We start from the raw sequence: 14,872 nt of genomic DNA, 5'->3' as shown, positions 1-14,872 counted from the left end.
CACCCACTTTCACCTAAGGTAATCCAAAATGACAATAATAAACACAAAACGTTTGGTGCTTCGCCAGGCGCATCTTGATGATGCCAACTTTATTTTACAATTACTCAATCAAGCAAGCTTCATAGATAACATTGCTGATAAACAAGTGCATACAGTTGAAAGCGCACATAACTATATTAAGAATGCTTTTTTAGAGCCTTACACGATTAGTGAAAAGGCGCCATATATTGTTACCCTAGCTGATGGGACACCCATCGGTATTGCAGGCTTTTACCAGCGTCCAATCTTTAATGTTCCAGACCTTGGTTATGCGTTTTTAGATGACTATACGGGGCAAGGTTTTGCGCGGGAGGCCGCAACAGCGCTACTCGAATTTGCGCGTGAAAAGCTAGGGTTAGCTTCTGTTATCGCAATTACCTCGCCAGATAATGCACCTAGTGCCAAACTGCTGCAAGCATGTGGGTTTAATTATCAGCAAAAGGTGATACTAGACAACAGTATGAAGCCAGCTAGTTTGTATCGTCAGGATTTTGCTCAAGACTAGCAAGCTCAGAGGAAATATCGGCGCCCAGTTCTAGCCATGAAACTTGCAATGCCTGCACCAAAGGAGAGAAGCCGTTTTCTTTAAGGGGTTCAGTTAAAGTAAATGTTTTGTGCATGAGTAGCTCTGGGTTGCCATCTTGATAAGTGTAGACAAACCAGCGCCCACTGATCAGAGAACCTGCTGCAAAATGCCCTGCAAAATCATCGACAACAACTGACAACAAATAGTTATTGTTCGTAGTAGTGGGCACTGTAGTATTTAGAATTTGCCATTGAGGTAAATGCTCAGAAAGCGTGTGATTAAGCGAACGTGTGAGCATATAGCTAGGATGCTCTGCCCAAAAATGATATTGCGCTACTGATACCTTATTATTGTCCAGCCGTTGCACAATACCTTGTTGATCAGCTGTACCACTCATTTTAACGGTATTTACTTTGAGCGTCTGAGTATATTGACCTGTATCGGAGAGTGTGTTCTGCGGCAACTCTAATGAAAAGCCATAATAGTGGCTCGTTTGGCTTGTAGGGCTACTACATGCACTCAGCAACAAAATAAAAAAACAGCACCCAAGATTACGCATTTACTTTTTCCTAGGCTCTGGATCGTCAGGCGTTTGTTTATTGAAAATTATCATATTTGGTTGTTCGTTTAAGCCTTTTGCAAAGGGTTTTAATGTGTTTGATAAACTTTCTAACTCTTCCAAGGTATCAGTCAATTGCTCAACCATTGTTGAGTCTTGCTGATAATGAGTCAGTGTCTTTTCAAATTGTCGCAAACTTGATGTTAACTGAGTTAACGTAACTTTAATATTGTCTAAGTTCTCATTCACTTTGCTAGCAGTACCAGTTTGGTTAAATGAGCCCACTAATTCATTCATTTCCATTGCCAGTTGCCTATATTCTTTCAACGTTCCGTCTAGTTGTTCTAACGTATTGTTTACAGGTAGGTCATTGAGCTTATTTAAAAGTTTAGTGACCTGTTCCGATAATGCTGTGAAGCCGCTTGAGACACTTGGCAGAGTTGGATACAGCGAAGATGTCATCACGCGCGCGTCTGGTGCATCTGGATAGAAATCAAGCTCTATATAGATCGCACCCGTTAACATATTGCCACTTTTTAACGAAGCTCTCAATCCATTTCTAATCCATTTTTCTATATGCTGTTGCCAATATTCTCTGGCAATTTCACTTCGCTCAAATAAACGACCATATTCGATACGGATCAAAACAGGGATCGAGGTGCTGTCTTGTTGAAAATATAAAGGCTGACCATTGCGTTTTAATTGTGCTGGAGCTTGTTCAACCGTACCAATTCGCATTCCTCGGTATTCAACAGGAGCACCAGAGCGTAAACCGCGAATGGATTGCTCAAATTCTATCAGGTAAAAGTCATAATCATCAAAGCGTTGCTCCAATGCTGTTGAAAAATTCTCGTGTAAAGTAAAGCTCATTTGGCTTTGAGCTATTTCGGATGGGGCCTGATCAGGTGGGTAGTCTACCGAAATTCCACCTTTAATGAGCTTTGATAAGCTGCCCGTAGACACATTAATGCCTTCGGTTGATAAATTGATAGACACGCCAGAAGCTACCCAAAAAATCATGTTGTTTGCGATGAGCTGGTCATAAGGAGAGAATACGAAAATACCATATTCCATTGCAAGATTGTCAATATTGAAGTTAGCAGATTCTATTTGGCCAATTTTGAAGTTGCGAAAATAAATGCCAGTACCGACGTCTAAAACCTCTGCGTGTCTAGATTTGAGTTTATAGCGTTTACCATCAATATCGGCACCAATGAGAGCGGGTTCATCTTGCAAAGTAAATAATGAAGATTTTACTTTGCTGGTGCCAGGCTCAAGCTCGAGATATACACCAGAGAGCAGTGTATTCATTCCAGAGATGCCGGACTCATCAATACGGGGTTTTACGACCCATATTTTTGCGTCTGACGTTAGTAAGGGTTCATACATGGTATCGATTTGAACTTTTGCTATTACGGCATTTTGATCAAGTTGTAAACGAAGTGATTCTACTAGCCCAATTTTTACGCTACGTACTCTTACTTGAGTTTTACCTGCAATTATACCGTCAGCATTAGACATTTTTATAAACACAGTATGACCTTTATTGAGTTGGTGCTGGTATAACATCCAGATGGTTACGCATAAGGCAATAATCGGCACAAACCAAATAACGGAGAACTTAGGTTTTGATTCTATATATGCATGTTCACTCATGAGGGGTTAATCTATCCCATAAAATTCTTGGATCAAAGCTATGTACTGACATCATCTGACAAAGAACCATAACTGCGAAAAATACAATGCCAATCTGTGGCTCTACTGTTAATACGGTACCCAGTTGTACCAAAGAGACCAAAATGATGACAACAAAGACGTCAATCATTGACCATTTACCCATCCATTCCAACCACCTGTATAGCTTTGATGCTTGTTCAACTCTTTTACAGCGCTGAGTTTCAATGAGTAAATAAAATAATGCCAGAGCTTTGATGATTGGAATACAAATACTGGCAACGAAAATAATAATCGCAACAGGGTATGAACCATCTTGCCAAAGAATAACAATACCTGAGAAAATTGTAGCAAAGGTATTTTGACCAAGGTTAACTGTATTCATGATAGGCAATAAATTTGCCGGTACCATCAGAACTAAGGCAGTTACCATCCAAGCAAGTGCTCTGGCATTAGCTTGCGGTTTTCGAAAGTAAGTTTTGGCGTAACAGCGTGGACAATGTGTGCTTGACGATAATTGACCACATACACCGCATTGCTTGAGTGCCTGCGATTTAGCGCTTTTTCCACAAAACAGTGTTTTTGGCTCAAATTGTGGTTGTTGGCGTTGCCAAAGTTCATTCTCATCAATTAGCGTTAACAGTTCTATGAAACAGAAAACAAACAGCACGTATGCCCAAAAGCCATAGCCTAATTCCAAATCAGCATAAGCCATTAATTTAAAAGCACTTACTAATACAGCAACTAGAAAAATATCAGCTAAATTGAGAGGCACGATGTAACTCAAAGATTTTGATATCCATCTAGCATTATGTGGATTTAGCCGCCTCCACAGCGGGCTTTGAGCAATTAGGACCAAAGAACACACTGCAAGTGGCATAAGTAAAATAGTAAAAATAAACACAAATGCCAGCATCGTACTATATGTGTCACCGAGCAACATAGCAGCATCCCAAAGGCTTATCTGCTGTTTGAGGCCGTGCTGACTAAATGAAATAAACGAGGGGTAAAGACTAGAAAAAAGAAACAGCAGTGATGCAATACTAAATGCATTAATCCATTGTTGTTGATTATTTCTACAACTGAAAAGCTGTGAGCCACAATATGGACATAGCGCACGTTGCTGCTGTCCGATATGCCCGACATTAATAATTTTGTCGCAGTGTTTACAGGCGAGTATCACAAACAAATCATCTAAATCCAGAGTCTTACTCTAAGTGTGCTGCAAATACGAGACGAGTGCAAATTTGATCTAATGATTAAAGAGCAATCCACAAAGCGCCATGTATGCGAGGATTGATGGTGATGTGATTGGAGACCAAAAAATGAAGAGCCTCACAATTGTGAGGCGTTAAATCAAAGTGTGTTTAAACAAAGCACTAATCGAATAATGCCACGGTTTGGCGAGTAAGAGCTAGCAAGTCGCCTTTACTGCTCCAAATGCATCCGTCTTCTAGTCCGTAACCGTCTTTGCAATGATGGGTGATTGCTTCGAACCCTAACCAATCATCTGCTTCTAGTTGGGGCTCCTGAACAAACTCTAGATACCAAGACATACTGCTGGCAGGAGCTGGCTGTTGGTACATTTGTAGTAGAGTGGGAGGCCATGCATCTGTGAGCGCGATGATATGTGCTTCATTCATACTCTGTGGTGTATCTTTAAAACGCATCCAGCCACCTAAGTGAGAAGTATCGGCATTAGTAAATGGCATTCCGCCTTGTTGCGGACATAATGAAACATGTTGGAAAAATTCAGGCATTAAACCTTGTTGATAAGGCAGCATATGTCTTTCATTAACAGGCTTTAAGGTCATTTTTTTTGATACGTCAACACGAACTTTAGAGCTGCGTCTAGCGCCAAAACACGCCTGTGTTATAACAACAACTTGTTCATCTTGAGTAATTTTCGCCATGACTTGATTGCTGTTTTTACCTGTGCGAAGTACTTCAACTTGAATGGTAAAATCACGTTCGGCTAATAACGGACCTACAAAATTAGTGCTCAATGAAAGTAGTCGGCGCTCGCTGTCTACATGTTGCCTTATTGCTTGATACATAAGCGCTGCGGAAAGCCCGCCAAATGCGGTACGTCCCTGACACCAGTTTGCTGGGAACTGCATTGAGTTATTTCCCAGTGCTGCAGCTTGAGCCAATAATTGATCGAAATGCATAACATCCCCTAAAGACTTTTGTTTAGCAGTTTATAACATAGCTTTTGAGGTCAGACCAGTTTGGTTCGGTCAAAACTCGGCGTTGAAAGCACTATTTTTAGCCTAAAAAGTGCCCAGAACTAAATAAAAGTAAAAAAAACGAAATTTTTTTCACTTTTAAGCTTGAATTCAATTTTGTTGCCCTTATTTACAAAAGCATCTAACAGAACAACGAATTTTGAAGTCGGAGAAGATTCATGGGTAAAATTATTGGAATCGATTTAGGTACTACTAACTCTTGTGTAGCAGTACTAGATGGTGATAAAGCACGCGTTATCGAAAACGCTGAGGGTGATCGTACAACCCCTTCAATTATTGCATATACAGCAGAAGGTGAAACACTTGTAGGTCAGCCGGCTAAGCGCCAAGCGGTGACAAACCCACAAAACACACTATTTGCGATTAAGCGTTTAATTGGTCGTCGTTTTGAAGACGAAGAAGTACAACGCGATATCGGTATCATGCCTTTTCAAATCGTTAAAGCAGATAATGGTGATGCATGGGTAGAGGTACGTGGTGAAAAACGTGCTGCACCACAAATTTCAGCTGAAGTACTGAAAAAAATGAAGAAAACAGCAGAAGACTTCTTAGGCGAAGAAGTAACTGAAGCTGTTATCACAGTACCTGCATACTTTAATGACTCACAACGTCAAGCAACAAAAGATGCAGGTCGTATCGCGGGTCTTGAAGTTAAGCGTATTATCAACGAGCCTACAGCCGCTGCTCTTGCATACGGTATGGACAAAAAGCAAGGCGACAACGTTATTGCGGTATACGATTTAGGTGGTGGTACATTCGATATCTCAATCATCGAAATTGATGAAGTAGATGGTGAGCACACGTTCGAAGTACTAGCTACTAATGGTGACACTCACTTAGGTGGTGAAGACTTCGATAACCGCGTTATCAACTATCTCGTAGCAGAGTTCAAAAAAGACCAAGGTATCGACCTTAAAACTGACCCGCTAGCAATGCAGCGTGTTAAAGAAGCGGCAGAAAAAGCAAAGATTGAGCTTTCATCTGCACAGCAAACAGAGGTAAATCTACCTTACGTAACTGCTGACGCATCAGGTCCTAAGCACATGAACGTTAAGTTAACTCGTGCAAAACTTGAGTCACTGGTTGAAGACTTAGTTGCTCAGTCAATTGAGCCGCTAAAACGTGCTCTAGCTGATGCTGATTTATCTGTAGGTGAAGTAAATGACATCATCCTAGTAGGTGGTCAAACACGTATGCCGCTAGTTCAGAAGACAGTAGCAGAGTTCTTCGGTAAAGAGCCACGTAAAGATGTTAACCCTGATGAAGCGGTAGCAGTTGGTGCTGCGGTTCAAGGTGGTGTACTTGCTGGTGACGTAAAAGATGTTCTACTACTTGACGTATGTCCTCTATCACTAGGTATTGAGACAATGGGTCAAGTGATGACCGCACTAATTGAGAAGAACACGACTATTCCTACTAAGAAGTCGCAAACATTCTCAACAGCTGAAGATAATCAGTCTGCGGTAACGATTCACGTACTACAAGGTGAGCGTAAGCGTTCAAGCGATAACAAGTCTCTAGGTCAATTTAACCTAGAAGGTATTCGCCCAGCACAGCGTGGTGTACCTCAAATCGAAGTTACTTTCGATGTTGATGCGGACGGTATCTTACACGTATCTGCAAAAGATAAAGATACAGGTAAAGAGCAGAAGATCACCATCCAAGCTTCTTCAGGTCTAAGTGATGACGAAGTAGAAAAAATGGTACGTGATGCCGAAGCTAATGCGGAAGAAGATAAGAAGTTCGAAGAGCTAGTATCTTCACGTAACCAGGCTGATGCAATGGTTCACGGTACGCGTAAGCAAGTTGAAGAAGCGGGCGATGCACTACCAGCTGAAGACAAAGAAGCGATTGAAGCGGCACTAAGTGAGCTTGAAACAGCTATCAAAGGCGACAGCAAAGAAGAGATCGATGCTAAAGTGCAAGCTCTAGCTGAGAAGTCACAAAAGCTTATGGAAATCGCACAGGCTAAAGCTCAAGCGGGCCAAGCGGGTGCTGATGCTGGCGCTAAAGGTTCTTCAAAGCAAGACGACGATGTTGTTGACGCTGAGTTTGAAGAAGTTAAAGACGACAAGTAATTGTTGACTTGTAAGGGCGCGCTGGCGAATTTCGCTTGTCGCGCCCTTAGTGTATGTAAATTTTGGCCTCAGGCCAGTTTGATGAGCTCAGGCGCATCATTTAACTAGAGTAATGTGATAACTATGTCAAAACGTGATTATTACGAAGTACTAGGCGTTAGCAAAGATGCCAGCGAACGTGACATAAAAAAAGCGTATAAGCGCTTGGCGATGAAGTATCACCCAGACCGTACGGCGGGTAATGCTGAGCTAGAAACTAAGTTTAAAGAAGTAAAAGAAGCTTACGAAGTACTAACTGATAGCCAAAAGCGTCAGATGTATGACCAATACGGCCATGCAGCCTTTGATCAGAATGGCGGTGGCCACGGCGGTTTTGGTGGCGGTCAAGGTGACTTTGGCGATATTTTTGGCGACGTATTCGGTGATATTTTTGGTGGCGGTGGGCGTCGTCAATCTCGTCAGCAACGTGGCGCAGACCTTCGTTACAACATGGACCTTTCACTCGAAGAAGCGGTTCGTGGTAAGGAAGCTGAAATTAAAGTGCCAACTTGGGTAAGTTGTAGCCCTTGTGATGGCAGTGGTGCAAAAGCGGGTTCAAAACCAAAAACATGTACTACCTGTCATGGTGCTGGCCAAGTTCAAATGCGTCAGGGCTTTTTCGCTGTTCAGCAAACGTGTCCAACGTGCCAAGGAACTGGGTCAATCATCTCAGACCCATGTAACAAGTGTCACGGACAAGGTCGCGTAGAAAAGACAAAAACACTGAATGTGAAGATCCCTGCAGGTGTTGATACTGGTGACCGTATTCGTTTATCGGGCGAAGGGGAAGCTGGGTTACACGGCGCACCATCGGGCGACTTGTATGTTCAGGTTGCGGTACGTGAACATCCGATTTTTACCCGTGATGGAAATAACCTGTACTGTGAAGTGCCTATTAGCTTCAGTACTGCGGCATTAGGCGGTGAAATTGAGGTGCCAACACTTGATGGCCGAGCAAATCTTAAGATCCCAGCTGAGAGTCAAACGGGCAAAATGTTCCGTATGCGTGGCAAAGGCGTTAAGTCTGTACGCAGCGGGGCTGTGGGTGATTTGATCTGTAAAGTTGTACTAGAGACGCCAGTCAACCTTAACGAGCGCCAAAAAGAGCTGTTGAGAGAGTTTGAAGAGAGTATGGGTGGAATGAACGGTAAAAACCGTCCTAAAGCTCAGGGCTTCTTCGATGGTGTAAAAAAGTTTTTTGATGATTTAACTAAATAGTATCAACAATCTGTTGTAAAAAAACGGCGCGTTAAGCGCCGTTTTTGTTTGTGCTTAGCTAATTCAGTAGCACTAAATAATCATGTTTGCTTTCACATTTACAGGCAATTGTTTGATCGTACTGACCCAATAGTAATTGTCCTGTTTTACAACCTAATAACTCACATTTGGCACTACAGGCGAGCGTTTCGCTCCACATTAAATATTCATCCTGCAAAAACTTTAGTAGTACCAGAAAAACAATCACTGAGAATATGAAAAAAAGATACTTTCTAAACATCGCTAACAGTTTTTATTTCATAGTGACAATATAATACTTTAGTCTAGAGTGAGGTTTTGTCCACTTTGATGTAACTTGATTGACTGATAAGAAGGGAGAGTTCATGACACCAGCGATTATTTTACTAGAAAAGAAAGGGATACAATTTCAAATACTTAAGTTTGATCATGACCCATCACAACACAACTTCGCCAACGAAGCGGCCGAAAAGTTAGGGTTGCTCACAGAGCAGGTGTTCAAAACATTGCTCGTGGATGTAGATGGGGTATTGAATGTGGCTATCTTGCCTGCTACAAGGCAGGTAGATCTAAAGGCTTTTGCAAGGGCGTGTAAAGGAAAGAAGGCTGTAATGGCCGATGCAAAACAAGCACAAACCACCACAGGTTATCTAATAGGTGGAATTAGCCCTTTCGCGCAAAAAAAGCGTCTTAACACTTTGCTTCACAGCGATGCTAAAAATTTCGACACAATATACGTAAGTGCTGGAAAGCGCGGACTGGAAGTTGCGGTTTCTCCAGAAGATTTGATTAGATTGTGTGGTGCTCAGTTTTCGCAATTTTGACCACATACTCTGAGTGTTAAAACGCATAATATAGCGATTACACGCTATTACTTCCTTCAAATAACCAGGAATGTAGAGAATATATAGGCACTGATTTTTTTATTTTAATTATATTGTTATCAAGTTATTAACTTGTGCCAATATGGTAACTTTTCTTTATGTTTTAATAATAAATAACTCCCTCAGTAGCCACGAAGTAGATATAATCAGACAAGTTATAAATAAAAGTTTACTTTCTAACTTTCGGTAGCGTATGTACGAAAACATCAAATATCAATTAAACACTTTGAAGAACAACAAAGCTTTTGAGCTGTCAGTTGTTGCAGTGATCATTATTTCAGCTCTTGAAATAGGAGCAAAAACTTTTCCACTCTCAAGCGGTGCTATCTCTGTTACACATGTGCTTGATATCTTTATCACTTTATTTTTCTTGTTCGAGCTATCTGTACGCTTTATTGCTGATGAGGATAAAAAGCGCTTTTTTACCAAAGGCTGGAATATTTTTGACACAGCAGTTGTGGCAATCAGTCTGATCCCGATAAACGATAGTGAAATGGCGCTCTTAGCGAGGCTTGTTAGGGTATTCAGGGTACTTCGAATGGTCTCAGTAGTACCAGAGCTGCGAGTATTAATAAACTCCTTATTGAAAGCAATGCCGCAACTTGGGTACGTTATTTTATTGATGTTTATAATATTTTATATCTATGCAGCAATTGGTAGCTTTGTATTTAAAGATATAAATCCAAAATTGTGGGGAGATATAGCAATATCCATGCTGACACTTTTTAGAATTATGACATTTGAAGATTGGACAGATATTCAATATGAAACAATGGAAGTCTATCCGATGTCTTGGGTGTTTTATTTAACGTTTATCTTCTTTACTGCATTTGCATTTTTAAACATGGTGATTGGCATTGTAGTTAATGTAATGGAGGATGAGCGCTCAAAACTAAGAAAGGCAAAAGAAGACGCACAGAATGTTCCTACGATAGAAGATTTGCATAATGAGATTCAGCAGTTGAAAGCACTGATTGTGCAACAACAGCGAAATACTGTTGATGTCTCTCAAAAAGACAGCATTATTTAGACCTAACCAGTAATTGTGCCTATTGGATATCCGATGTTGAATAGCAGATATCGGATGTCGTTGTTAGACTAACTCTAAGTTAAAGCAGCACATCAAACAGTAAGTAAGATTAGTTAGTAGGCCTGTCTTACTTACTGTGAATTTTATGCTCGACGAAATTTTAAATTTTCGAGCCACACTTCACTTACTACCTCAATTTGACTGCCTAAAATGCATTTTCAGCGTACACGTGTAAGCTTTTAATTTACTTATAAATATTCTTAATCAAATGAAACCGCAGTAATAAAGTCGTAAAAAATGTTTATAGAGTGATTGATCTATTGAGATTTTTGTGCCGTAATGTAGATATATCTATCTGGTCGGATGAGTTGATTATGAGTTTAAGAACACAACTAAAGAAAGTATTGCCAAGCATTTCAGTAACAGAACAAGAAGCATTAGATGCAGGTGATGTATGGCTTGAAGGGTCTATTTACCAAGGTAAGCCTGATTTTGACGCGCTAAGAGCTGTGCCAGAAGCAAAACTAAGTGCTGATGAGCAAGCATTCTTAGACGGCCCTGTTAAAGAACTAATGGCGATGATCGATGATTCTGTAATTCAGAACAGTAAACATTTGCCAGAGCACATTTTAGAATTTCTAAAAAAAGAGCGTTTTTTCTCGCTCATTATCCCTAAATCGTTTGGCGGCCTTGAGTTTAGCCCATATGCGAACTCTACTATCGTAGGCACTATTGCAACGAAATCATCAGCGGTTGCTGTAACGGTAATGGTTCCTAACTCGCTAGGTCCTGGTGAGTTGTTACTTCATTACGGTACTGAGGAGCAGCAAGCACATTATTTACCCCGCCTTGCAAATGGCCGAGAAATACCATGTTTTGCATTAACGAGTCCAGAAGCAGGCTCTGACGCAGGCGGTATCCCAGATATCGGCATCGTTAAAAAAGGGCAGTACAATGGCGAAGAAGTGATTGGTTTAGAGGTAACGTGGGATAAGCGTTATATTACGTTAGCACCTATCGCAACTGTGCTTGGCTTAGCGTTTAAAGTAGAAGACCCTGATGGCCTACTCGGTGGTAAAGAACATTTAGGCATTACTTGTGCGTTGATCCCTAAGTCGCATCCAGGTGTAGAGCTTGGTAACCGCCATGATCCAATGGGCATTCGCTTTTACAATGGAACAACTCGTGGTAACAACGTTTTCATTCCTATGGATTTCATCATTGGTGGCCAGAAAAACATTGGCCGTGGTTGGCAGATGCTAGTGAGCTGTTTGGGCGCAGGGCGTGGTATTTCTCTACCAGCGTTGGGTGTGTCAACGGCACAAGTTGCACTTAAATCAGCCTCAGAATATGCTGCTGTGCGTGAGCAATTTGGCTTGTCTATTGGTCAGTTTGAAGGTATTCAGGAAAAATTAGCAGATATCGCGGGCAAAACTTATTTGCAAGAAGCGATGCGAGTATTAACAACGGAAGGTTTGGGCATGGGTCTTAAGCCGTCTGTAGTAACCGCTATAGCAAAATATCATATGACTGAAATTGGTCGTGATGTATTAGACTCAGCAATGGATATTCAAGCTGGTAAAGCAATTCAAAACGGTCCGCAAAATACCCTAGCTAGCGGTTACGTTGCGCAACCAATTGCTATCACGGTAGAAGGTGCGAATATTCTGACCCGAAACCTTATGATTTTTGGGCAAGGTGTTATGCGCTGTCACCCATATTTGCAGTCTATGGTTGAATCTATTCATAGTCAGGAAAAAGATGCAGATAAGACCTTTAGCAAGATTTTACGTAAAACAGTAGGGTATAGTGTTGCTAACAGTCTTCGCGCATTCCGCCTTGGTTTGTTACCATTTACAGCTGGTAGTAAATCACAGTTGCCTGAGGTACAAGCTTATGAGAAAGCAGCGCACCAATTATCAGCTAAGCTTGCTGTTTATGCCGACTTCTCGCTATTAGTATTGGGTGGTAAGTTGAAACAGGCTGAAATGTTGTCAGCACGTCTAGGTGATGTGATGAGCTACTTATATGCAGCTATGGCATCAATTAAGTATTATGAGCAAAAAGTAGCAGTTGCTGACAGACAGGCTGCGGCACCATACTTTCATTATGCTACGCGTTGGGCATTACAAAATGCAGAAAATGCATTACATAAGTTCTTAGACAACTTCCCAGCTTCTGGAACTCGTAAGTTTATGCGCGTTATTACGATGCACTACACACATAGAATGCCTGCGATCAGCGATGATTTAGTACGTGAGTTAGCACAAGCAGCTCAGCTTGATACGGCATTCAAAGCACAGTTAACACATTTGATTAAACCCACTGCAGGTGATGGCCACGATATCAATGAGCAAGCCTACAAAGCTAAAATGGCGTGTTTGGACTTGCTTGCTAAAGTGAAAAAAGCACTTCGCAGTAAACAAATCAAAGCAGGTGTACGTTTTGCTGAGACTCTAGATAACGCGCTTGCGGCAAACCTGATTAGTTCACAGGAATATGCTCAGCTTATTGATTACAATAAGAAACGTGAAAAAGCGATTCGTGTTGATGAGTTTGATTTTGACATGAACTTATTAGATGACAACGCCCAGCCTGTTGAAAAAGTTCAGCAAGCAAGCTAACGGTCAACAATGCCTTAAGTGCTAGCTGTATCGGCACTTAAATTACATTTAAAGCCCCTGAACATTACGTCAGGGGCTTTTTTTATTGGCAGAAAATGGTAGCGTTTAAGATAAATGAGTAATGATTAACAGATATGCTTTACGAAATTCTCAGTGAAACGTTTAAAGATGTTATAGATAAAGAAAGTAGCAGCCTGCTTTGGAGTGGCTGTGGTTCAGTCAATCGGATGCATTTAGATGGTATTGATGTGGTGGTTAAGTTCGCTCAGATTCCAGCGCAGCTTACGCATAGGAACATAACGCAAACTGACTTTGCATTAGCGCGCAAACTAAAATCCTATCAAGTTGAACTGGCGTTTTATCAATACACAGCAACTCAACTCGAAGAAACTTGCAAGGTACCTAAGTTGATACATGCATTTAAGCGTGACTATACAACATGTTTAGTCTTATCAGACTTTGCACATGAGGGGTTTGGTACAATAACTGACTTGTCCATGGGCCATCATCAACAGGTGCTAAATTGGCTGGCAAGGTTTCACAGCTATTTTATTTTGCAAAGTGATATCGGCTGGCAACAGGGCGGATATTGGCATTTAGCTACGCGCCCAGACGAATTGCACAGAATGGCTCATGGTGAGCTAAAGACACATGCAAAGAGCATAGCCGCACTTATTTGTGACTGTCCATATCGTACTCAAATTCATGGTGATGCAAAAGCCGCGAACTTTGCGTTTAACTCAGAATCGCAGGTGTTGGGGTATGACTTTCAATATTTCGGCTCGGGACTTGGTATCCAGGATGTAATGCTGTATTTCACCAGTGTTTTTGATGACGATGGCTTACAAACTAACGCTGACAGTTTGTTAGAGTACTACTTCTCAAAGTTGCTAGACAATTTATCCGCTAGACTTAGTGTTCAAATTGCCCAAGACATCATCATCAGTTGGCAAGAATTGTGGTCGGTAGTATGGGCCGATTTTCATCGCTTTTTATTAGGGTGGAAACCTGATCACTTTAAGATCAATAACTATATGCGCGAGCAGTCTCAAAACGCATTGAAACTTGTTAGAGGTTAGCTATGTTGTTTGCATTGTTGAGCGCTTTATGTTGGGCTGGGTTTGATTTTTGTCGGAAGAAGTTGGCCGCATATTTCAGTGCCCCACTGATGTCGGTGGTGTTTAGCCTCAGTGTACTACCTGTGTTTTTATTGTTGTGGTTATATGGCGGCGCTAAGCTACCGTTGGCAGAATATTATCTACCCGGGAGTGTCAGTGGGCTGCTAGCCGCAGTGGCGAGTGTTGCGTTTATCCGTGCACTGGCCATTGGTAAAATAGCCATTGTGTTATCAATGCTATCTTTCACACCTGTGTGTTCTGCTTTACTGGCTTGGCTGTGGCTTGCAGAGCCGTTGACTCTAGTTCAAATTTTAGGGATTTTGGGTATAGTTGGTGGTTCATTTTGGTTAATGGGAGCACGGTTTAAAGTCTCAGAAGGGGGGATCTGGCAGGCGTTGCTGACATCTTTGTGCTGGGGTTGTAGCATTGTTATTGATAAGTATGCTTTACAGTACTCCGACAAGGCGTTTCATGCTACGTATATTACTCTTATTGTACTGTGCGCTACTGCTTTGGTATTGGGTGTGCGAGTGAAAGTTTGTGACATTCAAAAACATGTTGGTTGGTGGAGTGTTTCAGCTTTAGTATTCTCCTGTGCGGTGATTTTTCAACTTGTGGCTATTGAGTTAATGCAGCCAGGCATTGTTGAAGGGTTAAAGCGCTCAATTGGGATCACAAGCGCCATGTTGGTGGGCGCTTGGGTATTTAATGAGAAGCTAACTGGTAAGCAAAGTGTGGCCATTATTTTTATGCTGCTGAGCACCCTTGTTTTATTGATATAAAAAAACGCCCGTGAATGCGGGCGTTTTTCGATTA

At 41.5% G+C, this 14,872-nt stretch carries 12 protein-coding genes; 8 read left to right on the top strand and 4 right to left on the bottom strand.

Features of this window, described 5'->3' with window-relative positions:
- Window positions 1-28 precede the first annotated feature (28 nt).
- Complete coding sequence (locus BIW53_RS15220; protein ID WP_070992883.1) at window positions 29-544, top strand: GNAT family N-acetyltransferase; 516 nt, start codon at window positions 29-31, stop codon at window positions 542-544.
- On the opposite strand, the gene BIW53_RS15215 is transcribed toward BIW53_RS15220, so the two are convergent.
- The 4 genes from BIW53_RS15215 to BIW53_RS15200 form a co-directional block, all read right to left on the bottom strand.
- A complete protein-coding gene (locus BIW53_RS15215; RefSeq protein WP_070992882.1) occupies window positions 510-1,124 on the bottom strand; it encodes a PqiC family protein in 615 nt (204 codons plus the stop codon). The genes BIW53_RS15220 and BIW53_RS15215 overlap by 35 nt on opposite strands.
- Window positions 1,125-2,780: an intermembrane transport protein PqiB gene (pqiB, locus tag BIW53_RS15210; RefSeq protein ID WP_070992881.1), complete on the bottom strand. Its 1,656-nt coding sequence runs from the start codon at window positions 2,778-2,780 to the stop codon at window positions 1,125-1,127. It abuts the gene before it with no gap.
- Window positions 2,773-3,981 (bottom strand): paraquat-inducible protein A, encoded by a 1,209-nt coding sequence (locus BIW53_RS15205; protein ID WP_070992880.1) that lies wholly within the window; start codon window positions 3,979-3,981, stop codon window positions 2,773-2,775. The genes pqiB and BIW53_RS15205 overlap by 8 nt, the downstream gene beginning before the upstream one ends.
- Window positions 3,982-4,177: 196 nt before the next feature.
- Window positions 4,178-4,969, bottom strand: coding sequence for a thioesterase family protein (locus BIW53_RS15200; protein ID WP_070992878.1), 792 nt, complete (start codon window positions 4,967-4,969; stop codon window positions 4,178-4,180).
- Window positions 4,970-5,205: 236 nt separating this feature from the next.
- Between BIW53_RS15200 and dnaK the strand changes: the two genes are divergently transcribed.
- The 7 genes from dnaK (at window position 5,206) to BIW53_RS15165 (ending at window position 14,838) form a co-directional block, all read left to right on the top strand.
- Window positions 5,206-7,125, top strand: coding sequence for a molecular chaperone DnaK (gene dnaK, locus BIW53_RS15195; RefSeq protein ID WP_070992877.1), 1,920 nt, complete (start codon window positions 5,206-5,208; stop codon window positions 7,123-7,125).
- Window positions 7,126-7,248: 123 nt separating this feature from the next.
- The gene (gene dnaJ / locus BIW53_RS15190) at window positions 7,249-8,382 is read left to right on the top strand and encodes a molecular chaperone DnaJ (protein ID WP_070992876.1); all 1,134 of its coding nucleotides are present in this window, start codon (window positions 7,249-7,251) and stop codon (window positions 8,380-8,382) included.
- A 383-nt stretch (window positions 8,383-8,765) separates the two neighbouring features.
- A complete protein-coding gene (gene ybaK / locus BIW53_RS15185; protein WP_070992874.1) occupies window positions 8,766-9,224 on the top strand; it encodes a Cys-tRNA(Pro) deacylase in 459 nt (152 codons plus the stop codon).
- 253 nt (window positions 9,225-9,477) lie between these two features.
- Window positions 9,478-10,314 (top strand): ion transporter, encoded by an 837-nt coding sequence (locus BIW53_RS15180; RefSeq protein WP_070992872.1) that lies wholly within the window; start codon window positions 9,478-9,480, stop codon window positions 10,312-10,314.
- Between the two features lie 374 nt (window positions 10,315-10,688).
- Entirely contained in the window at window positions 10,689-12,938 is a 2,250-nt protein-coding gene (locus BIW53_RS15175; RefSeq protein WP_070992870.1) for an acyl-CoA dehydrogenase, read from the top strand.
- 134 nt (window positions 12,939-13,072) lie between these two features.
- A complete protein-coding gene (locus BIW53_RS15170) occupies window positions 13,073-14,017 on the top strand; it encodes a protein kinase family protein (protein WP_070992868.1) in 945 nt (314 codons plus the stop codon).
- Window positions 14,018-14,019: 2 nt separating this feature from the next.
- A complete protein-coding gene (locus tag BIW53_RS15165; protein WP_070992866.1) occupies window positions 14,020-14,838 on the top strand; it encodes a DMT family transporter in 819 nt (272 codons plus the stop codon).
- Window positions 14,839-14,872: the final 34 nt, after the last annotated feature.

The organism is Pseudoalteromonas byunsanensis, from assembly GCF_001854475.1.
In the GTDB taxonomy this organism is placed as follows: domain Bacteria; phylum Pseudomonadota; class Gammaproteobacteria; order Enterobacterales; family Alteromonadaceae; genus Pseudoalteromonas; species Pseudoalteromonas byunsanensis.
Note: the sequence above shows the minus strand (reverse complement) of the source record. Positions and strands in the feature narration are given on the sequence as shown.